General features: G+C 73.1%; 18 protein-coding genes, 1 pseudogene and 1 riboswitch. Of the genes and pseudogenes, 6 read left to right on the forward strand and 13 right to left on the reverse strand.

The genetic code is table 11. The features are described from left to right. Positions 1-14: 14 nt before the first annotated feature. The 4 genes from ABT369_RS18995 to clsA are packed head-to-tail and all read right to left on the reverse strand — an operon-like array spanning position 15 to position 2,501. Positions 15-710, reverse strand: coding sequence for a DUF881 domain-containing protein (locus ABT369_RS18995; protein ID WP_502891783.1), 696 nt, complete (start codon positions 708-710; stop codon positions 15-17). A gap of 2 nt (positions 711-712) precedes the next feature. Beyond that, the gene (locus ABT369_RS19000; protein ID WP_350613529.1) at positions 713-1,045 is read right to left on the reverse strand and encodes a small basic family protein; all 333 of its coding nucleotides are present in this window, start codon (positions 1,043-1,045) and stop codon (positions 713-715) included. Continuing rightward, positions 1,042-1,890 carry a DUF881 domain-containing protein gene (locus ABT369_RS19005; RefSeq protein WP_350613531.1) on the reverse strand — a complete coding sequence of 283 codons (849 nt, stop codon included), beginning with the start codon at positions 1,888-1,890 and terminating at the stop codon, positions 1,042-1,044. The genes ABT369_RS19000 and ABT369_RS19005 overlap by 4 nt, the downstream gene beginning before the upstream one ends. Further along, complete coding sequence (gene clsA, locus ABT369_RS19010) at positions 1,887-2,501, reverse strand: cardiolipin synthase ClsA (RefSeq protein WP_502891786.1); 615 nt, start codon at positions 2,499-2,501, stop codon at positions 1,887-1,889. The genes ABT369_RS19005 and clsA overlap by 4 nt, the downstream gene beginning before the upstream one ends. A gap of 63 nt (positions 2,502-2,564) precedes the next feature. Here clsA and ABT369_RS19015 point away from each other — a divergent pair, with 63 nt between their 5' ends. Beyond that, positions 2,565-3,584: a hypothetical protein gene (locus ABT369_RS19015; RefSeq protein WP_350613534.1), complete on the forward strand. Its 1,020-nt coding sequence runs from the start codon at positions 2,565-2,567 to the stop codon at positions 3,582-3,584. Between the two features lie 14 nt (positions 3,585-3,598). Here ABT369_RS19015 and ABT369_RS19020 read toward each other — a convergent pair whose 3' ends face one another. The 3 genes and pseudogenes from ABT369_RS19020 to ABT369_RS19030 form a co-directional block, all read right to left on the reverse strand. Continuing rightward, the gene (locus ABT369_RS19020) at positions 3,599-4,219 is read right to left on the reverse strand and encodes a methyltransferase domain-containing protein (RefSeq protein ID WP_350613536.1); all 621 of its coding nucleotides are present in this window, start codon (positions 4,217-4,219) and stop codon (positions 3,599-3,601) included. 32 nt (positions 4,220-4,251) lie between these two features. Next, the gene (locus ABT369_RS19025; RefSeq protein ID WP_350613682.1) at positions 4,252-4,986 is read right to left on the reverse strand and encodes a nucleotidyltransferase domain-containing protein; all 735 of its coding nucleotides are present in this window, start codon (positions 4,984-4,986) and stop codon (positions 4,252-4,254) included. Between the two features lie 60 nt (positions 4,987-5,046). Continuing rightward, a pseudogene (locus ABT369_RS19030) lies at positions 5,047-5,700 on the reverse strand (nucleotidyltransferase domain-containing protein); the annotation flags it as partial. A 33-nt stretch (positions 5,701-5,733) separates the two neighbouring features. Continuing rightward, positions 5,734-5,828: riboswitch (glycine riboswitch) on the forward strand. 78 nt (positions 5,829-5,906) lie between these two features. On the opposite strand from ABT369_RS19030, the gene gcvP reads away from it, so the two are divergent. Further along, a complete protein-coding gene (gene gcvP / locus ABT369_RS19035) occupies positions 5,907-8,732 on the forward strand; it encodes an aminomethyl-transferring glycine dehydrogenase (protein ID WP_350613538.1) in 2,826 nt (941 codons plus the stop codon). A 21-nt stretch (positions 8,733-8,753) separates the two neighbouring features. On the opposite strand, the gene ABT369_RS19040 is transcribed toward gcvP, so the two are convergent. Next, positions 8,754-8,969, reverse strand: coding sequence for a DUF5999 family protein (locus ABT369_RS19040; RefSeq protein WP_350613540.1), 216 nt, complete (start codon positions 8,967-8,969; stop codon positions 8,754-8,756). 175 nt (positions 8,970-9,144) lie between these two features. Here ABT369_RS19040 and ABT369_RS19045 point away from each other — a divergent pair, with 175 nt between their 5' ends. Further along, a complete protein-coding gene (locus tag ABT369_RS19045) occupies positions 9,145-10,506 on the forward strand; it encodes a chorismate-binding protein (protein WP_502891784.1) in 1,362 nt (453 codons plus the stop codon). A 258-nt stretch (positions 10,507-10,764) separates the two neighbouring features. Here the strand turns inward: ABT369_RS19045 and ABT369_RS19050 are convergent, their stop codons facing one another. Both ABT369_RS19050 and ABT369_RS19055 read right to left on the reverse strand, forming a co-directional pair. Continuing rightward, positions 10,765-11,526 (reverse strand): PH domain-containing protein, encoded by a 762-nt coding sequence (locus tag ABT369_RS19050; RefSeq protein ID WP_350613542.1) that lies wholly within the window; start codon positions 11,524-11,526, stop codon positions 10,765-10,767. Between the two features lie 16 nt (positions 11,527-11,542). Next, positions 11,543-12,208, reverse strand: coding sequence for a hypothetical protein (locus ABT369_RS19055; protein WP_350613543.1), 666 nt, complete (start codon positions 12,206-12,208; stop codon positions 11,543-11,545). Positions 12,209-12,418: 210 nt separating this feature from the next. On the opposite strand from ABT369_RS19055, the gene ABT369_RS19060 reads away from it, so the two are divergent. Further along, complete coding sequence (locus ABT369_RS19060; protein ID WP_350613544.1) at positions 12,419-13,678, forward strand: MFS transporter; 1,260 nt, start codon at positions 12,419-12,421, stop codon at positions 13,676-13,678. Here the strand turns inward: ABT369_RS19060 and ABT369_RS19065 are convergent. Further along, positions 13,675-15,702 carry a prolyl oligopeptidase family serine peptidase gene (locus ABT369_RS19065; protein ID WP_350613545.1) on the reverse strand — a complete coding sequence of 676 codons (2,028 nt, stop codon included), beginning with the start codon at positions 15,700-15,702 and terminating at the stop codon, positions 13,675-13,677. The two genes, ABT369_RS19060 and ABT369_RS19065, sit on opposite strands and share 4 nt — an antisense overlap. Positions 15,703-15,706: 4 nt before the next feature. After that, positions 15,707-17,542: a putative bifunctional diguanylate cyclase/phosphodiesterase gene (locus ABT369_RS19070; RefSeq protein ID WP_350613547.1), complete on the reverse strand. Its 1,836-nt coding sequence runs from the start codon at positions 17,540-17,542 to the stop codon at positions 15,707-15,709. 96 nt (positions 17,543-17,638) lie between these two features. On the opposite strand from ABT369_RS19070, the gene ABT369_RS19075 reads away from it, so the two are divergent. Then, a complete protein-coding gene (locus ABT369_RS19075) occupies positions 17,639-18,229 on the forward strand; it encodes an acyl-CoA-like ligand-binding transcription factor (RefSeq protein WP_350613548.1) in 591 nt (196 codons plus the stop codon). A 36-nt stretch (positions 18,230-18,265) separates the two neighbouring features. Here ABT369_RS19075 and ABT369_RS19080 read toward each other — a convergent pair whose 3' ends face one another. Continuing rightward, positions 18,266-19,198, reverse strand: a complete 933-nt coding sequence (locus ABT369_RS19080) for an ArsR/SmtB family transcription factor (RefSeq protein ID WP_350613550.1) — start codon at positions 19,196-19,198, stop codon at positions 18,266-18,268. 64 nt (positions 19,199-19,262) lie between these two features. On the opposite strand from ABT369_RS19080, the gene ABT369_RS19085 reads away from it, so the two are divergent. Further along, on the forward strand, positions 19,263-20,243 hold the full coding sequence (locus ABT369_RS19085) for an aldo/keto reductase (protein WP_350613551.1): 981 nt from the start codon (positions 19,263-19,265) through the stop codon (positions 20,241-20,243). Positions 20,244-20,376 lie beyond the last annotated feature (133 nt).

Below are 20,376 nucleotides of genomic sequence, written 5' to 3' on the forward strand. Positions count from 1 at the left end.
GCTCGGCTGGGGTACTACTGTGCGGGCTTGGCGTACTGCAGCGCACCGGCATTGTGCAACGCGTTGACGCGCACGGGATCCAATTCGCGCACGGAAACCGTACCGCCGTGCTGGCGGACGCTGTCCACGACCCCTCCCGGGATGTTCAGCGCCGTCCGCATGGTGTCCGGACCTCCGATGACCGTGATCGTATAGGGCGCGGCGATCATCGTCCCGTCGACCACGAGCCGGCCCGCGTCCGGGGCGTCCACGAAGTACGTCGAGGCCACGATGCGCACCGCGGGCCCACCGGCCCCGGCGATCTGCATGGCCTCGGCCCCGGCCCCGCGCAGTTCTTCGATGGCGTCGAGCACGGTTTCGGATTTTATGGCCTCGGAGCCCTGCGTGAGGTCGATCTGCAGACCCGGCCCCTCGGCGGGGAGCGTTCCGGCGAGGATCCCCAGCTCGTCGGCGCGCTTGCGGGCCTCGGCCAGGGCCGCGTCGCGCCCCTGCGCGCCCGAGTCGAGCTGCCGCTGGGTGTCCTCGAGGTCGCTGATCTCGCCGCGCAGGCGGTCCTGCTGGGCGTCGAGGTCGGACAGGATTCGCACGAGGTCCTCGGGCCGGGCGGAGGAGAGCTCGGCATCGGTACCGCCGGCCTTGAACTGGACCGCGACGGCGAAGCCGAGCAGGGCCAGCAGCACGGCGATGACGAGGTTGGCGGGCTTGCGCACGGCTACGCCCGGAACAGATGCCGGCGGATGGCGGCCACGTTACCGAAGATCCGCACCCCGAGGACCACCACGACGCCGGTGGACAGCTGCCCGCCGACGCCGAGCTTGTCCCCGAGGTACACGATCAGCGCCGCGACCAGCACGTTCGACACGAACGAGACGACGAACTGCTTGTCATCGAAGATGCCGTCGAGCTTGGCCCGCAGGGCGCCGAAGACCGCGTCGAGCGCGGCGACGACGGCGATCGGCAGGTACGGCTGCAGCCCGAGCGGCACCGACGGCTCGAGGAAGACACCGGCCGCAACGCCGATGGCCAGGGCGATCACGGCGATCATCGCGTGGGACCTCCAGAGGGAGTCGACGAAGGGGTCGGGGCGGGAGTCCGGGCGTACTTCAGCGGCGGCTCGGCGGCCCCGGCGAGGGCGAGGTTCGCGCGCTTCTTCACGCCGAACTGCATGCGGTACTCGTCGACGTACCGCTTGAACCGCTTCGCCGTCGCGGAGGCGTTGAACCGGTCGGCGAGGTCCGGCGGCCCGATCGCGGTCACCTCGTAGGGGCTGGTCACGGGCCGGAAGTCGACGAGGATGACTCCACCGGCGGCCCGGATCGTGCCGGTCGCGGTGAGCCGCTGGCCGTTGACCGCGACCGCCTCGGCGCCGGACTGCCACAGCCCGTTGGCGATGTCCTGCAGGTCCCGGTCGAGCACGACGCCGAGATTCTCGTCCTGCGTACGGCCGGTGACCGGATCGACCTGCGGCGGCGCGTCGGCGATGCGGACCGCCACCCCGTCCCCGGTGACCTTGCCGGTGCCGGTGCCGGCGGCCAGGTCGCGCAGCCGGGCGGCGCTGTCGCCGTCGGCGAGCGCGTCGTCGCGGGCCTGGTCGACCTGCGCGCGCAGCTCGGCGGCGCGCCGCTGCAGGTCGTCGGCGGTCTTCTGACGGGCGCGCACGTCGGCCACGAGATCGTCGCGGGCCTTCGAGGTGCCCGGGGCGGCCTGCACCACCTGGTGGTACGCCACCGCCAGCAGGAACCCGATGGCCAGCATCGCCACGACGGTCAGCCACCGGCCGGACCGCGGCGGGGGAGCGTCGCCGCGGCGCGCGGCCGCGGCCGCGTAGCCGGGGTCGAGCGGGTTGCGGAACAGCTCGCCGAGCAGGTCGTCGCGGCGGGGCGAGGTCACGAGGAGCTGGAGGCCTTCAACTGCACCGCCCGCCCCGCGCGGACGTGCACGGTGGCCTGGATCACGTAGAACACGGCCGCGACCCAGTACAGGACGATGCCCCACCACAGCAGCGCCCAGCCGCTGGGCTGCGCCCACGAGCGCGCGGACTCGGCGAAGTGCGCCAGCAGCATCATCGGGAAGCCCATGAGCAGGATCGCGGTGGCGGTCTTGCCCACGTAGTGCACCGGCGGCGGGCCGTGGCCGAGGATCCGCAGCACCACGAGGACCAGCACCATCACGGCCTCGCGGGCCAGCAGCGCGATCGTGAACCACCAGGGCACGACGTCCTTGAACGTCAGCGCGAACAGGGTGGCCAGGATGTACAGCCGGTCGGCGAGCGGGTCCAGCAGCTCGCCCAGGCGGCTGACCTGCTTGAGCCGGCGCGCCGCGTACCCGTCGACCCAGTCGCTGAGCCCGCCGATGACGAGCACGGTGACCGCCCAGCCGGTGGCGTCGGTGGCGAGGAACAGGTACAGGAACAATGGCACGCCGAGCAGGCGCATGAAGCTGATGAGGTTCGGGACGGTGAGCACCGGCCCGAGACCCTGCCGGTCTGCCACGCGGGGAATGCTAACAGCCCGCACGGGTGACCTGGTGGAGGCGCCGCGGCCCGCCGGGTAGCGTCGCGCGGCATGAGGCGGACGACGGCCGTGGTGCTGGCATTGGTACTGCTGCAGGGCTGCTCGCCGTCCGCGACGCCGCCCCCGGCCACGCCGCAGCCGGCCCTGGCCGCGTCGCCCGCGATCCCCGGGGCCGAGGGCGGGCTCGGGACCGCCTCCCCGGCGCCTTCCACCGCCGGTCCCTGCACGATCTTCCCGGCCGACAACGTCTGGCACGCCGACGTGTCCAAACTGCCCGTGAGCCGCGACTCCGCGGCCTGGGTGGCGAGCATCGGCGCCGCCGCGCACGCCCACCCCGACTTCGGCACCACGTTCGGCATCCCGATCACGAACGTCCCGGCCGGCCAGGCCAAGGTCCAGGTCACCTTCGAGTACGCCGGCGAGAGCGACCCGGGCCCGTACCCGATCCCGCGTAACGCGCGCGTCGAGGGCGGTGCGAACGCCGGCGGCGACCGGCACGTGATCGTCCAGGACACCGCGGCCTGCAAGGCGTACGAGCTCTACGCCGCGTCGGTGCAGCCGGACGGCTCCTGGAAGGCGGGCTCCGGCGCCGTGTACGACCTGCGCGGCAACGCCCTGCGCAAGAGCGGCTGGACCTCGGCCGACGCCGCGGGCCTGCCGATCCTGCCCGGCCTGCCCCGCGCCGAGGAGGCCGCGGCGGGCCGGATCGACCACGCGATCCGCTTCACCGCGCCGAAGACCCGCAAGTCCTTCGTCTGGCCGGCCCGCCACGCCGCGTCCGATGCCACCGACGCCGCGCTGCCGCCGATGGGCGCCCGGTTCCGGCTCAAGGCGTCGGTGGACATCGCGAAGTACCCGCCGCAGGCCCGGGCGGTGGCGCAGGCGCTGAAGACGTACGGCGCGATCCTGGCCGACAACGGCTCCCCGTGGTACTTCACCGGCGCCGAGGACCCGAAGTGGAGCAACACCCAGCTCGACGCGCTCAAGGCGCTGAAAGGCTCCGACTTCGAGGCCGTCGACTCCTCGCTGCTGATGGTCGACCCCAACTCCGCCCGCTGCCGCGCCGGCTGAACGGGGCCGGGGCCCTAGCGCAGCAGGGCGATCGTGAAGTCCGCGCCCTGCGGGTGGTAGGCGTGGTCGATGCGCCACCGGTCGGTCAGGGCGGCCGCGAACCGCATCAGGACCGACGGGTCGGCGTAGAGCTCGTCGTGCGCGCGGGCGGCCGCCGGGCGGTTCGCGCTGAGGAAGTTCGCGGCCACGGCTCGCCCGGAAATGTCGTACGCGTGTTCTAAAGTGCTGAGGTAGTAGAGCGGGTCGTCCGGGTCGGCGAACTGGAAGACGCCGCTGAGGAACACGTAGTCGTGGCGGCCCGCCGGGGTCTCGGCCACCGGCAGGAGCGAGACGCCGGGGACGCCGCGGCACGTGGCCAGCTCGACCATGGCCGGGTTCAGGTCGACGCCGGTGTAGTGCAGGGGGAGGCGCATGGCGCGGAGGTGGAAGTACAGGTCGCCGGGGCCGCAGCCCCAGTCGAGCACGGTGCCGCCCGCGTAGCCGGCGGCGCGGGTCAGGGCCTCGAAGCGGACGCGCTGCAGGTCCTCGCTGCCCCAGCCGGCCGCCCGCCACGTGGGGCCGTCCAGCCCGAGCCCGGCGTGGAAGGCGGCGATGGTCTCGGCCCGGCCCGACGGCCCGTGCAAAGGCTCGTTCAAGGGGTCGTGCAAAGGGCCGTGCAAAGGCTCGGTCATCGCGACAGCCGGGTGCGGATCAGCAGGTCGTTCAGCGCCGGGGCCGCCGACGGGGTCGCGGGCAGCCGTGAGGTGTCCCGCGCCGACTCCAGATCCGCCGTCAGCCGTGCCACGTCCGCGGCCAGGACCTCCGGTGCGACCAGCGACGGGGGCAGGGCGTGGTGCTCACCGGCCTTCTTGGCCTCGATCAGGTCCGGGACGTAGGAGAGGGTGTTGAGCACGCGCAGGTCCGACTCGATCTCGCCGGTGCGCATCAGGTGGATGCCGGTGTGCAGCACCCGCAGGGTGTAGAGGGCGGGCTTCAGCTCGCCGGTCTTGGAGTACAGCAGCCACTGGCCCGAGGCGAAGCCCAGGTAGTGCCGGGCGTGCTCCGGCGTCACGCAGTGCGGGGCCAGGGCCCTGAGCTCGTCGTGCAGGGGGCTGGTGCGCACGACCAGCGGGGAGAGCAGCTGCTCCAGGACGTAACCGTTCGGGCGCAGGAGGAGGCGGATGAACTTCGCCAGCTCCTGGCTGACGATGTCCAGCTCCATGCCCTCGCGCTCGCCGCCCAGCTCCACCGTGTCCGGGCCGGTGTCCAGGCCCACCACCTCGTCCAGGGGCAGGAGGTGGCAGGCGCGCAGGTCGAGGTCCGAGTCGACGGAGGCGAAGCCGTAGAGGTGGGCGCCGCTGACCGTGGCGAAGGCGAGGGGATACGGGTGCTCGTCGGCCACCGCACCGGCCCAGGCCGGGATGCCCTCCGGGGTCGGGGGCTGGGTGGTGGTCACTCGCACGGGCGGTACAGGTGCCGCGGTTCGCAAGGCGAACAGGAAGCGCTCCACCGCAGCCCGATCGGGCTCCTCCGGGAGCTTCGACGCCGAGTCGGCGGCGGCCAGGTCGGCGGTCAGGGCGCCGGCCAGGGACTGGAAGTCCTCCCAGCTCAGCTCGCCACGGCGGATCGCCAGGAGCTCGTCGCGCCAGGGGGTGACGTCCACCAGGACCTCGCCGGTGCGCAGGACGTGGGCGCCGGCGCGCAGCAGGCGGGCCATGTGCATCGCCTGCTTCCAGCGGACCTCGCCCGTGCGGGCGCGCACCGAGGTGAGCTTGCCGAGCTGGTCGCGGGCGTAGTCGCCGTAGGTGCGGGCGGCGCGGCGGGACAGCAACGCGGGGCGCAGCTCCAGCAGCGCGCGGCCGGCGTCCGTGACGTGCTCGACCAGCGGCGACGACAGGCACTCCCACACCGTCGGGTTCGCCGCGAGGGCCAGGGTGCAGGCCCGCTCGACCTCCCACGAGAACTGCTCCGGCAGCGGCCCCTCGACGTGCGTGGGCGGCTTGTCCAGCGACCAGAAGGCGTCGCTCGGCGTCTGGAACACGCCCCGGCGGTCGGTGTCGGAGTCCGGGCCGTCCAGCCCGTAGGCGCGGGAGCCGACGACCGCGGAGTAGATCGTGTGCTTCGCCACGATGGTCAAGTCCTGCACTGTTGGTAGGGTAGTCGTGCCGGCAATACCCGCGCGGGAGAGATCGCTGTGCAGAGCAGCGACGCCGAAGGGGCAAATCCTCCCCGGAACCTCTCAGGCAAAAGGACCGCGGCGGGTTGGCACCTCTGGAGTCTGCGACAGAGGGGGAGGAGCGCACGTTCGCCCCTGTCCCGAGATCCGCCCAGAGAGTGTGGCCCATGACCAGTTTTGCCGCGCGGCACATCGGCCCGAGCGCCGACGAACAGGCCCGGATGCTCAAGACCGTCGGGTACGAGACGGTCGAGGACCTCATGACCGCCGCGATCCCCGGCTCGATCCGCTGGCACAAGCCGCTGGACCTGCCGCTTGCCGCGTCCGAGGCCGAGGTGCTGGCCGAGCTGCGGGCCCTCGCCGCGGCGAACCGGACCCTGGTGTCGATGATCGGCCTCGGGTACCACGGCACCCACACCCCGCCGGTGATCCTGCGCAACGTGCTCGAGGACCCGTCGTGGTACACGGCCTACACGCCGTACCAGCCGGAGATCTCCCAGGGCCGGCTCGAGGCGCTGCTGAACTTCCAGACCGTCGTCGCCGACCTCACCGGGCTGCCGGTCTCCGGGGCGTCGCTGCTGGACGAGGCGACCGCGGCCGCGGAGGCGATGACCCTCGCGCGGCGCTCGTCGAAGGTGAAGTCCGAGGTGTACGTCGTCGACGCCGACGTGCTCCCGCAGACCCTCGCCGTCATCCGGACCCGCGCCGAACCGCTCGGCATCGAGGTGCGCGTCCTCGACCTCGCCGTCGAGGAGCTGCCCGAGGCGTTCTTCGGGGTGCACCTGCAGTATCCGGGCGCCTCCGGGGCCGTGCGCGACCACGAGGCCGTCATCGCCCTGGCCCATGAGCGGGGCGCGATCGCCACCGTCGCCGCCGACCTGCTCGCCCTGTGCGTGCTGCGCGAGCCCGGCGCGATCGGGGCCGACGTCGCCGTCGGCAGCGCCCAGCGCTTCGGCGTGCCGATGGGCTTCGGCGGCCCGCACGCCGGATACATCGCGGTCCGCCAGGGCCTCGAGCGCACCCTGCCCGGCCGGCTCGTCGGCGTGTCCAAGGACGCCGGCGGCGCCCCCGCCTACCGCCTCGCGCTGCAGACCCGCGAGCAGCACATCCGCCGCGAGAAGGCGACCAGCAACATCTGCACCGCGCAGGTGCTGCTCGCCGTCGTCGCGAGCATGTACGCGGTCTACCACGGCCCCGACGGGCTGCGCGAGATCGCCGCGCGGACCCACGACATGGCCGTGCGCCTCGCCGCCGGGCTCAGCGCGGGCGGGGTCACCATCGAGCACCGGGCCTTCTTCGACACGGTGACGGCGGTCGTACCAGGTCGGGCCGGCGAGATCGTCGAGGCCGCCGCGGCGCGCGGGATCAACCTGCGCCGCGTCGACGCCGACCGGGTCGGCATCGCCTGCGACGAGACCACGACGTTCGGGCACCTGCGCGACGTGCTCGCCGCCTTCGGCCTCGCCCACGCCGACGTCACCGGGCTCGACACGGCCGACTCGGTCCCGGCGCCGCTGCGCCGCGCGTCGGACTACCTCACGCACCCGGTGTTCAGCAGCCATCGATCCGAGACGGCGATGCTGCGGTACCTGCGCCGGCTCTCCGAGAAGGACTACGCGCTCGACCGCGGCATGATCCCGCTGGGCTCCTGCACCATGAAGCTCAACGCGACCACCGAGATGGAGCCGATCACCTGGCCCGAGTTCGCGAACGTCCACCCGTTCGCGCCCGACGCGCAGACCCAGGGGTACCGCCGCCTCATCGCCGATCTCGAGCGCTGGCTCGCCGAGGTCACCGGCTACGACGCCGTGAGCCTGCAGCCCAACGCCGGATCGCAGGGCGAGCTCGCGGGGCTGCTGGCGATCCGGGCCTACCACCACGACCGCGGCGACACCGAGCGCGACCTGTGCCTGATCCCGTCCAGCGCGCACGGCACCAACGCGGCCAGCGCCGTCATGGCCGGCATGCGGGTCGCCGTCGTCGCCTGCGACGAGCTCGGCAACGTCGACCTCGCCGACCTCGACCGGAAGATCGAGCAGCACCGCGACCGGCTCGCGGCCATCATGGTCACGTATCCGTCGACGCACGGGGTGTACGAGACCGGCATCGCCGAGCTGTGCGGGAAGGTCCACGACGCCGGCGGGCAGGTCTACGTCGACGGGGCCAACCTCAACGCGCTGCTCGGCTTCGCCAAGCCCGGGCAGTTCGGCGCCGACGTGTCGCACCTCAACCTGCACAAGACCTTCTGCATCCCGCACGGCGGCGGCGGCCCCGGCGTCGGGCCGGTCGCGGTCCGCGCCCACCTCGCGCGCTTCCTGCCCTCGCACCCGTTCCTCGCCGCGGACGCGCCGGTCGGCCCGGTCTCGGCGGCGCCGTTCGGATCGGCCGGCATTCTGCCGATCCCGTGGGCGTACCTGCGGCTGATGGGCCCCGACGGCCTCGCGAAGGCGACGGCGACGGCGGTGCTGGCGGCCAACTACGTGGCGGCCCGGCTGCGCGAGCACTACCCGGTGCTCTACAGCGGCGCGGAGCACCTCGTCGCGCACGAGTGCATCCTGGACCTGCGGGGGATCACCAAGGCCAGCGGCGTGACCGTCGCCGACGTGGCGAAGCGGCTCATCGACTACGGCTTCCACGCCCCGACGATGTCCTTCCCGGTGACCGGGACGCTCATGGTCGAGCCGACCGAGAGCGAGGACCTGGGCGAGCTGGACCGGTTCTGCGACGCCATGATCGCGATCAAGGCGGAGATCGATCGGGTGGCGGCGGGTGCATGGCCGGCCGACGACAACCCGCTCGTGAACGCGCCGCACACGGCGGCGGTGGTGACGGCCGACTCGTGGGAGCACGCCTACCCGCGGTCGGTGGCGGCCTTCCCGTCGGCGGCCTCGCGCGAGGCGAAGTACTGGCCGCCGGTGCGCCGCATCGATGACAGCTACGGAGACCGGAACCTGGTGTGCTCGTGTCCTCCGGCCTCCGCTTACGAAGAGTGACTTCCCCGTAGCTACGGAGTGTTACCGCGGTGCGGCGCCCACCAGCGTGTGCGGCGCCCACCCGCGGTGAGGCTCGATCACGGAGCAATCGGGCAGAAGCTCGCCGGTGTCCTCGAAGACGATCACGCCGTTGCAGAGCAGGCTCCACCCCTGCTCGGGGTGGCTCGCGGAAACGCGGGCGGCTTCGCGGTCGTTGTCTTCGGCGGTGGGACAGGGGGGCTGGTGCTGGCAGAGCATCGGGGGTCTCCGATTTGAGAGATTCAATTGAGGTCTGTGGGGTTCTTCACATGACCAGTGATGCACGCTACTACGGCCAACGACACTATTCCGAACATGTGACGGCACAACTTGGGGATAATCCACCCTTCGTATGAGCACACTAGGACCGGTTGTCGGGTACGAGCCCGGGACTGTGGATCTTCACCCGCCCGGGTTACCCGGCGCGTGCAGAGCCCGAATCTGGGAGCGCTCCCGCTTCGAATGGTATTCCCGGGACGGCGGAGACCCTCTTCAATTACTGACCGAGTTCGCCGCGTCGCAGGGCGTGCATCTCGCGGACATCTCGGCGTCACCCACCGTCACTGACGCGTTCACCTGTGGGATTTCGGTCCTCCTGGCGCCACCCTCCGTGACTCCGTCGCCGGCACCCTCCGTGCCGGATCTGGTGGCGGTGGCGTACTCGCACGGCCCGCGCCGGTCACCCGAGCCCGGGACAACTGTCGCCTATTCGTCACCCGGAACCGTGAACGTTGCACCGGCGCCGGATGCGGATTCTCCGGATTCGGGGCGATTTGCCTCTTCACTCACATGGCGCGAATCGGCCCCGCCCCTCGCTGCCGATTCCCCGGGTGTTTCGGAAATATCCGATTTTTCGGCGGGTTCACCGGGGGGTGTCTCCGCCATCGGCCCGTGGACGCCGAGCTGGACCGAGGCCGAGCACGCGGCGGCGGTCGACGGCGTGCGGGCGGCGATCGCGCGCGGCGACGTGTACGTCGTCAACCTCGTCGGGCACGCCAGCGCCCCGTTCGGGGCTGGTCCCGGCCTCGGCTCCGGCTCCGGCTCCGGCCCCGGCCCCGGTCCCGCGCTCGCGCGCGTCGCGGCCCTCCCGGGCGCCCGCTACGGCGGCGTGCTGCGCGGCGAGCGCTGGTGGGTCGCCTCGGCGTCCCCGGAGACCCTGGTGGCGGTGGCCGGCGGCCGGGCCGTCACCCGCCCGATCAAGGGCACCCGCCCGGCGACGGCGCAGGGCCGCGCCGAGTTGCTGGCCTCGGCGAAGGAGCGCGCCGAGCACGTGATGATCGTCGACCTCGAGCGCAACGACCTGGGCCGGGTGGCCGAGGTCGGCTCGGTGCGCGTCGACGAGCTGTTCGCGCTGCGCCGGTGGTCCGGGCTGTGGCAGGCCGAGTCGACGGTCAGCGCGCGGCTCGCGCCGGGCGTGGGCCTGGCCGAACTCCTCGCCGCGGTCTGGCCGGGCGGCTCGGTGACGGGCGCGCCGAAGCTCGCCGCGATCGACGTGGCCACGCGCCTCGAGCCCGTCGGCCGCGGCCCGAGCATGGGTGCCTGCGGGTGGATCGGCCACGGGGCGCCGGGCCCCGGGGCGCCGCACGGCCGCGTCGAGGTCGACCTCGGCCTCACGATCCGCACGGTGGCGGTCGCGGACGGCCGGGCGCACCTGTGGGCTGGCGGCGGGATCGTCTGGGACAGCGACCCGGCAGCCGAGGTGGCCGAGGCTGCGGCGAAGACGGCCCCGATCAAGCGGGCGTTGCGCGGTTGGTGACCCGCGGCGGGTTCATCTGGGACAGCGACCCAGTGGCCGAGGCGGCGGCGAAGACGGCCCCGATCAAGCGGGCGTTGCGTGGTTGGTGACCCGCGGCCTCGCGAATGCGCACGGGTCGGTCGGCCGGGCTCATCTTTACTAACCTAATCTTACCCTCCGCCACCTAACCGATCATGGCGGTCGATCCGGAGCGTCGAACCTGGCGACACGCTTCGTGGTGGTCGCGGCGCAGGGAGATTCGGAAGGCGTGGCACTCCCTCAGGCGGCCGGCTGCGGCACCCGCTGCCCGAAGCCGGACCGGAGCCGCTCCAGTTCGCCCTCGGTGCCGATGTCGGCGCGGTGCTCCGGCCGTTCGGCGTAATGCCGCACGACCGAGGCGAGGAAGGCCCCGTCGACCGAGAACAGGAACAGCGCGACGCGGCACGAGCGCGGGTCGCCGCCCGGGCCGCGGAAGCGCAGCCGCATCATCCACTGCCGCCCCGGTTGCGGGCCACCCGGGAGCAGGTCGTCCCAGGCGATCTCCTGAACCCGGGAGACGTTGCGCACGGTGATCCCGGCCGGGGTGAGCCGTAGCGCCGTGCGCGGCAGCCACAGCACCGCGAGCGCGAGCAGGACCTCCAGCGCGGGCAGCGCGAAGAACCACTGCAGCACCGGGTCGGCGGGCAGCCCGATCCGGTCCGTGCCCGGCACCTTCTCGTACGGCAGCGCGTTGCCGGCCTGCAGCATCAGCAGGATGGCCAGGAAGCCGGGCAGCGCCGGCGAGCCGGACACGGTGAACGCCGCCCCGCCGGCGCCGCGCTGGAAGGCCGCCGGTGGGCGCAGCCGCCGCCAGGTCAGCCCGAGGTAGACCAGGAGCGGGCCGAGCAGGGCGATCCCGAGGGTCGCGGAGCTCAGCCAGACGCCGGTGGACGCGGGCTCGGTCCGCCAGAACATCGCCTGCAGCACGAACCGGTGCACCGCGAGCGCGGCGAAGCCCGCCACGCCGACGACGGTGGCGGTGATCCTGTAGGCGAGCGGCATGGGTCCGGCACCAAGCTCAGTGGTGGTCGCGGCGCAGGGAGATCTGGAAGGCGCGCGAGTCCGGGGCCGGGTCCTCGTCGAAGGACGCGAACAGGGTGCACGACAGCGGGGCGTCCGGCGTGGTGATGCGGTGCGCGGTCACGTGCGGGGAGTCCCAGTGCACCCGGGGCAGGTTCTCGCTCGGGCCGAAGCACGCGTCCAGGTCGGCCCGGGTCAGCGACGGCTCGGCGAAGCGGACCTCCACCGAGGCCAGGCCCGCCCGGTCGTTCATGAACAGCTGCAGCCACGCGGTCCCGGGCGGGCTGGGCTGCACGAACAGCCGGCCCAGGTCGTCCTGGGTCGGGGCGGGCAGGCCCAGCAGCGCGGCCACCTCGGCGGCGTGCTCCGTCGTCACGCCGCACACGCGGCGGGCCCAGGTGCCCAGCAGGTCCGCCGTCACGGGGCGGGCCACCAGGTCCAGCAGGTGGTTCGGGGTCGGGGGCCGGCGCCACGACCGCGGCCAGTCGTCGAGGTCGGCCAGCTCCGCGCCGTCGACGATGAGGGTGTAGAGCGGCTCCGCCGGGAAGTCGTTGACGCGCACGGTCAGGGCCCGGCCGTCGACCTCGGCCTGGTAGGGAAACTCGCCGTCGCCCGAATGCTCCCACGCGATCGGGCGGTCGGTCAGGGCGGTCGGGTCGGTCATGACGGAGTTCCCCTGATGCGTGTCAACCGGACGAGAACGGCGAAGCGATGCGTGTCCAACCGGATGAGAAACAGCGAAGCGATGCGTGTCAACCGGACGAGAAACGGCAAAGCAGACCCCGACAGCGTAGGCGGTGTCTGCAAACGCACAGTTGAGGGCCGTCACACTCACCCCGCATCCCGCCCGCGGGCCGATAGCGTGGGTCGCGCTATGCGCCGTTACATCATGTGGTCCGTCGGGCTCCTCGCGTACATCGTCGCCGTCTTCCACCGCTCCTCCCTCGGCGTCGCCGGGGTCGAGGCCGCGGACCGTCTCGGCGTCGGCACGGCGCTGCTGTCCATGCTCTCCGTGGCGCAGCTGGCCGTGTACGCGGCGATGCAGATCCCGGTCGGCGTGCTGCTGGACCGGTTCGGCTCCCGTCGGCTGCTCGCCGCCGGTGGCGCGCTCATGCTCGCTGGGCAGCTCGTGTTCGCCTTCGCCGGCGACGTGGGCACGGCCATCGCCGCCCGGGTGCTCATCGGGGTCGGCGACGCGATGACGTTCATCAGCGTGCTGCGGATCGTGGCGATGTGGTTCCCGCCCCGCCGCAACCCGCTCATGGTGCAGGTCACGGGCATGCTGGGGCAGCTGGGCGCGCTGTCGTCCGCGGTACCGCTGGTGCTGCTGCTGCGCCACGAGGGCTGGACGGCGACGTTCCTCGGTGCGGCCGGGCTGGGTGCCGTGGCGGTCGTGCTGGTCCTGGTCGCACTGCGCGACCAGCCCGAGGCCGCCGAGGCCGGCGAGGCCGGCGAAGGCCCGCCGCGCAAGCTCGGCCTGAAGCACTCCTGGAACCACCCGGGCACGCGGCTGGGGCTGTGGACGCACTTCGTCACGCAGTTCTCCGGCTCGGTGTTCGCGCTGCTGTGGGGGTATCCGTTCCTGACCCAGGGCGAGGGCCTCGCCCCGGACACCGCCGCGCTGCTGCTGTCGCTGCTCACCATCGGCGGGCTCGTGATGGGCCCGGCTATCGGGCATTTCTGCGGGCGGCTGCCGTACCACCGCTCGACCCTCGTCCTCGGCATCGTCGGCGCGTCCGCCCTGGCCTGGACCGTGGTGCTGCTGTGGCCGGGGCGCGCCCCGCTGTGGCTGCTGACCGTGCTCGTGCTGGTGCTGACGGTCAACGGCCCCGGCTCGATGATCGGCTTCGACTACGCGCGCTCGTTCAACCCCGCGGACCGCATCGGCGGCGCGACCGGCATCGTGAACGTCGGCGGGTTCGCGGCCTCCATCGTGCTCATCGTCGCCGTTGGCGTGATCCTGGACGTGCGGACCCCGCCGGGCGCCGAGCACCCGACGCTGGCCGCGTTCCGGTGGGCGTTCGCGGTGCAGTACCTGCTGTGGATCGCCGGCGCCGTGCAGGTCTACCGCTACCGCCGCACCACCCGCCGGAGGGTCGCGGCGGACGACCTGGCGGCGCTCGCCCCCGCCTAAGCCGCGAGCGTCCGCCACAGGAACTCGAACGCGAGGGCCCACTTGAAGGCGAGCTGCGCGTTGTCGGCCGCCCCGCCGTGGCCGCCCTCGATGTTCTCGTAGTACGTGACGTTCTTGCCGTGCTCGCGCAGCCGCGCCACCATCTTGCGCGCGTGCCCGGGGTGCACCCGGTCGTCGCGCGTCGACGTGGTGATGAGCGTCGGCGGGTACGGCACGGCGTCGCGCACGTTCTGGTACGGCGAGAACAGCGACAGGTAGGCCCAGTCCTCGGGGTTGTCGGGGTCGCCGTACTCGGCCATCCACGACGCCCCCGCGAGCAGCAGGTGGTAGCGGCGCATGTCCAGCAGCGGCACCGCGCACACGATCGCGCCGAACAGCTCCGGGTAACGGGTCAGCATCACGCCCATGAGCAGCCCGCCGTTGGAGCCGCCCTCGGCGCCGAGCTGCTCGCGGGTGGTGATGCCGCGCTCGACGAGGTCGCCGGCGACGGCCGCGAAGTCCTCGTAGGCGCGCGGGCGCTGCTCGCGCAGGGCGGCCCGGTGCCAGGCCGGCCCGTACTCCCCGCCGCCGCGGATGTTCGCCACGACGTAGGTGCCGCCGCGGGCGAGCCAGCCGCGGCCGATGATCGAGTTGTAGGACGGGACGCGGGACACCTCGAAGCCGCCGTAGCCGGACAGCAGGGTCGGGCCGGGTCCGGCGCCGGGGCGGCCGACCACGAAGTAGGGCACCTGGGTGCCGTCCGCCGACGTGGCGAAGAACTGCCGGGTCTCGATGCCGTCCGCCTCGAAGTACGCCGGGCCCTGCTTGAGGATCGCGGGCCCCTCGGCCGACCCGAGCACGCCGTGGCGCAGCGTCGGGGGCAGGGTGAAGCCGCTGGACAGCAGCAGGTACTGCTCGTCGGCGTCCTGGTTCGTGGTCCACACGTCGGTCTGGCCGAGCTCCGTGCCGAGCACCGTGCGCCGCCACTCGCCGTCGGCGAAGGACAGCAGCTCGAGCCGGCTGCGCACGTCGGCCAGCAGCACCAGGATCAGGCCGGTGCGGGTCCACTCCGCGTAGCTCAGCGAGGTGTGCGGGTCCGGCGTGAAGAGCGGGGTGAGCGTGCGGTCGCCGGACAGGTACGACTCCAGCCGCGTGATGAGCAGGGTGCCCGCCGGATGCGTCACGCCCGCCACCGGCCAGTCGGTGCGGACCCGCACCAGCAGCCACTCGCGGTGGATGTCGACGCCGGCGTCCTCGGGGACGTCGAGCTCGGTGAGCTCGCCGTCGGTCAGCAGGTACCGCCGGGCGTTGAAGAAGTCCGTCGCCTGCCGGACGATCGCGCGGCGGCCGTCGACCGACGGGTCGGAGGTGGCGCGGACGGACACGTCGTCGGGGGAGCCCTCGAACACGACCGGCGCGTCGGCGACGGCGGTGCCGCGCCGCCAGGCCCGCACCTGGCGGGGGTAGCCCGAGGACGTCATCGATCCGGGGCCGGTGTCGGTGCCGACGAAGACGGAGTCGGCGTCGATCCAGCTCACGCTGCTCTTGGCCTCGGGCAGCTCGAAGCCGTCCTTGACGAACTCGAGCGCGTCGAGGTCGAACTCGCGCACCACGGAGGCGTCGGCGCCGCCGCGCGACAGCGCCACGAGGCAGCGGTGCTCCCCGGCGAGCGGGCCGGTGCGCAGGTAGGTGGGGCCCTGCCAGACCCAGTTCTCGCCCTCGGCCTCGGCGAGCGCGTCGAGGTCCAGGACGGTCTGCCAGTCCGGGGTGCCGCCGCGGTACGACTCGAGCGTCGTGCGCCGCCAGAGGCCCCGCGGGTGCCCGGCGTCCTTCCACAGGTTGTACACGCGCTCGCCGTGCCAGGCGATCATCGGGATGCGGTCGTCGGCGTCGAGCACCGCCTGGATGCCGTCGCGCAGGGCGGCGAAGCGCTCCCCGCCGGTCAGCGCGGCGACGGTCTCGGCGTTGCGCTCACGGACCCACGCGAGCGCCTCCGTGCCCTCGACGTCCTCGAGCCACAGGTTCAGGTCATCCTCGTCCGGCATCCGATCAGTCTGACCGAACGGCCACGGGTTCGGCGACCCGTTCACGCGCGCGGAGGGTCGCGGCGAACGTGTGGGCCGGCACCGCCTTGCCCCACAGCCAGCCCTGCGCGAGGGGCACCTTGAGCGCCGCGAGCACGTTGCGCTGGGCGGCGGTCTCGACCCCCTCGGCGACCACGGCGAGGTTGAGCGCGCTGCTCATGGCGACCACGGCCCGCACGATCTCCTCGTCCTGCGTGCTGGCGCCGAGCCCGCCGACGAACGAGCGGTCGATCTTGACGCCGGTGACCGGGTGGCGGCGCAGGTACCCCAGCGCGGAGAAGCCGGTGCCGAAGTCGTCGACGGAGATGCGCACCCCCAGCTCGCGCAGGCGCAGCAGGAGCCGCTCGGTGAGCTCGCCGCCCTCGACCATGACCGACTCGGTGATCTCCAGCACCAGGTTGCGGGCCGGCACCCGGGCCTGGGCGAGGATCGCCACGACCCGCTCCGCGAACGCGGCGTCGCCCAGCTGGCGCGGCGAGACGTTCACCGACATCCAGAAGTCCTCGCCGACGACGCCCTTGGCGCGCCAGCGGGCCAGCTGCTGCACGGCCTCGCGCAGCACCCAGGCGCCGAGCGCGGAGATGAGGTTCGCGTCCTCGGCGACGGCGATGAACATGTTCGGGCCGAGCCAGCCGCGCACCGGGTGCTCCCAGCGCACGAGCGCCTCGGCGCCGACGGTGCGGGTGCCGAGGCCGTCGGTGAGGTCGACGATCGGCTGGTAGGCGATCGCCAGCTGCTCCTGGGCGACGGCCGCGCGCAGGGCGACCTCGATCTCGACGCGCTCGCCGCCCTCGGCGAGGCGCCGGTCGACCATGAGCTGCAGCAGGCGCCGGTTCGGCAGGCCGGTGAGCGGGTCGTGGGTGGCCTGGTGCTCGAAGCGGCGCTGCGCCGCGGCGTGGCTCTGCACCGCGCCGGACGCGCGCGCGAGCAGCAGCGCCACGATGGCCGCGCCGCCGACGCCGAGGATCCAGCGCGACAGGGGCGCCGGATGTGGCAGCAGTACCGTCAGCGCGAACGGGGCCGCGACCGCGGGACCGATGATGAGCATCCGGGCCGGCGACCACGCCTGGATCGGCAGCGGGGTGGCCTTGGCCAGGGCGCCGGCGCTCGGGTGCAGGGCGGCCGCCCCGCCGGCGGTGAAGGCGAGCAGGTAGGGCAGGTCCAGCAGCGGCGACCCGGTCACGTGCCCCTCGCGGCCGATGACGGCGTAGCCGAGGTCCCCGGCGAAGATGAGCAGCAGCATGGCGCCGAGCAGGATGAACGCCGGGCGGCGGACCGCGGTGGTGAACGCCATGTTCACCCCGAGCAGCAGGATGACGATGTCCAGCAGCGGGTACAACCCGGCCAGCACGCTCACGAGCACCGGCCGGCCGGGGACGGCGGTCGCGGGGAGGATGAACAGCAGGGCGGAGGTGATCGCGGCGCCGATGCAGACGATGAGCCCGTCGAGCAGCGCGTGCCGGTTGATGCCCCACCGGCTCAGGAACGTGACCATGCCCGCGACGAGGAACGCGAACCCGCACACGGAGAACGCGTCGCCGAGCTGCGCGAGCGGGTAGGGCTGGGTGACGAGCAGCGCCCGGAGCACGACGCCGGCGAGGAAGAACAGCGCGGCCGCGGTGAGCAGGCGCCAGGGCCGCCGGGGGCGCAGGTCGTGCAGGCGGGGCCCGAACGCCCAGGCCAGCGCGGAGAGGGTGCCGATGAGCGGGAACGCCAGCCCGGGCAGCACGTCGGCCGCCCACAGCGCGGTGGCCGTGAGCCCGATCCCGAGCAGGCCGATCCAGAGCCGGTCCCGCACCATGAGCCCCTGATCGGCGGGGTTCGTCCCGAGCTGAGGGGTTATTTCTTGCGTGCCACGCAAAGTTGCTGATCCAGCACGTTTTGCTAGGCTGGTGGGATGGAACCGGGCCTGCGCGAGCGCAAGAAGCAGGCGACACGGCGGGCACTGGCGCTGGCCGCGCTGCGGCTGAGCGTGGAACGCGGCTTCGACGGCGTGCTCGTCGAGGACATCGCGGCCGAGGTGGGCGTGTCGCCGCGCACCTTCAACAACTACTTCTCCTCGAAGGCCGAGGCGATCTGCGCCCTGGCCGTCGACCGGGCCCAGCGGGCCGGGGCGGCGCTGCGGGCGCGGCCGCCGGGCGAGCCGCTGCGCGCCGCGATCGAGGCGACGATGCTGGCCGAGTTCGCGGGCGGGGCGGTGCCGGAGCACGTGCCCGACCGGGTGTGGTTCGCGGGGCTGCGGATGGTGCTGGCGACGCCGGCGATGCAGGGGGAGTATCTGCGCGTGCGGGCGGCGATGCAGGATGCGCTGTCCTCGGCGATCGCGGAGCGGCTCGGGCTGCCGCCGACCTCGCTGCTGCCCGAGGTCGTCGGCGGGGCGGTGGCGGCCGCGTGCGACGCGGCCACGCACCGCTGGCTGCACGCCGATCCGCCGGTGCCCCTGCAGCCGCTGGTCGAGGAGGCGCTGCGGCACCTCGCGGACTACTGAGCGGGCACCGGATCTGCCCGGAGCCGTCCCGGACGCTCAGCCCAGGGTCGTGAGCCGCTCGCCGAGATCCGTGTGGCGGTAGTTCAGGCGCCGGCCCGACCTGGCCGCCACGATCAGCCCGGCGTCGCGCAGGGCGGTGAGGTGGTGCGACGCCGTGGCCGGGGCCAGGCCCAGCTGCTCCGCCACGTCGCCGGTGCTGGCCGGGTTGGCCAGCAGGGCCAGCACCGCGGCCCTCGTCGCGCCCAGCAGCGCGGCCAGGGGCTCCGGGGGCGCCGGCGGGGCGGCGAACAGGGCGCCCATGGCGCGCGGCGGATACCACAGCGCGCGGCCGGCCGTCGAGTCCATGATCCAGGCCTTCGTGCCGGTGAAGGCGGTCGGCAGCAGGAACAGCGGGTGGCCGTCCAGGGACCATGACGGGTACTCGGAGTCCTTGAGGTAGTCCAGCTGCAGCGTGTCCGGGTTCCAGCGGATGCGCGGGTGCAGGTTCTCCAGCAGGCGGTGCGGGCCCGGGAACGCGGCCGTGTTCGTGCGGTGCGCGATCTCGTTGTCCGCCGTCGCCCGCAGGCGGGGCCACAGGTCGGCCAGGGCCAGCCGGAAGTACCGCCGGATCTGCGCGACGAGCGGGGGCAGCAGCGCCGCGGGGTCGCCGAACGGTACGCCGCACCCGTCGAGGTCGGCGGCGACGCGCGCGGGATCGGTCGCGGCGATCGCCTCGAGCTCGGCCTGGAGGGTGGGGCGGGCGGTGCGCGGCAACGGGGTCAGGAAGTCGGGGATGCCGCCGCTCGGCGTGGCCACGACCCGCCAGAAGACGTCGAGATCGTCGGTCCTCGAGCCCAGGCGGCTGCGCCAGCGGCCGTACTGCCACGAACCGTCCCGCGCCGCCAGCGCACTGGTCACCACCTCCGCCATCGGGGAGTGGGCGAAGCGCAGCCGCAGCAGGTCGTCGGGGACGAGTTCGAGGCGCTTCACGCCTTCCATTCGAGCACGGTCGAACGGCTCGGCCCAGCGTGGCCGCGGTCATAGCGTTCCCGGCATGCACTACACGAACCTGGGGCGCTCGGGCCTGAAGGTGTCGCGGCTGTGCCTCGGCACCATGAACTTCGGCTGGCAGCTCGGCGAGGACGACAGCCACGCGATCCTCGACCGGGCCATGCACAACGGCATCACCTTCGTCGACACGGCGGACATGTACGGGGCGCGCGACTACGAGGGGACCTCCGAGTCCTACATCGGCTCGTGGTTCGCGAAGACGGGGCGGCGCGACGAGGTGGTGCTGGCCACGAAGGTGTACCAGCCGATGGGTGAGGGCCCCAACGACCGCGGGCTCTCGGCGCGGCACATCGTCGCCGCGTGCGAGGCGTCGCTGCGGCGGCTGGGCACGGATCGCATCGACCTCTACCAGATGCACCACGTCGACCGCGCCACGCCGTGGGAGGAGATCTGGCAGGCGATGGACGTGCTCGTCGCGCAGGGGAAGGTGGTGTACGTCGGCAGCTCCAACTTCGCCGGCTGGCACCTGGCGGGCGCGCAGGCCGCGGCGATGCGGCGGCACTCGCTCGGGCTGGTGTCGGAGCAGCTCAAGTACAGCCTGCTGACCCGGGCCGTGGAGCTCGAGGTGGTGCCCGCGGCGCAGGCGCTGGGGATCGGGCTGCTGCCCTGGTCGCCGCTCGCGCAGGGGCTGCTGTCGGGGGCGCTGCGCAAGCACCGGGACGCCGCGGCCGGGCGGACCATGACCCACGCGGCCGCGCGGGTGGCCGAGCACCGGCACGTCCTGGAGGTGTACGAGGCGTTCTGCGAGGACCTCGGCGTGCACCCGGCGACCGTCGCCCTCGCGTGGCTGCTCGCGCGGCCGGGGGTGACCGCGCCGATCGTCGGGCCGCGCACGCCGGAGCAGCTCGACCACGCGCTGGAGGCCCTCGCCACGACGCTCACCGATGACGCTGAGGAGCGGCTGAACGCGATCTTCCCGCCGGTCGGCAACGGGGGACCAGGCCCGGAGGCGTGGGCCTGGTGATCTGTCGGGCGATTCGTTTTCGCAGCTCACCGGCCGTACGACAGCGCTGAGGAAATCCTGTCGGGCGTTCGGCGCGTTCTCGTGGTCAGGTCGTGACTTTCCGTTGCCGGCGGCTCATCGTGATCTTCCGGGA

The sequence above is a fragment of the Dactylosporangium sp. NPDC000244 genome, from assembly GCF_040300725.1.
In the GTDB taxonomy this organism is placed as follows: domain Bacteria; phylum Actinomycetota; class Actinomycetes; order Mycobacteriales; family Micromonosporaceae; genus Dactylosporangium.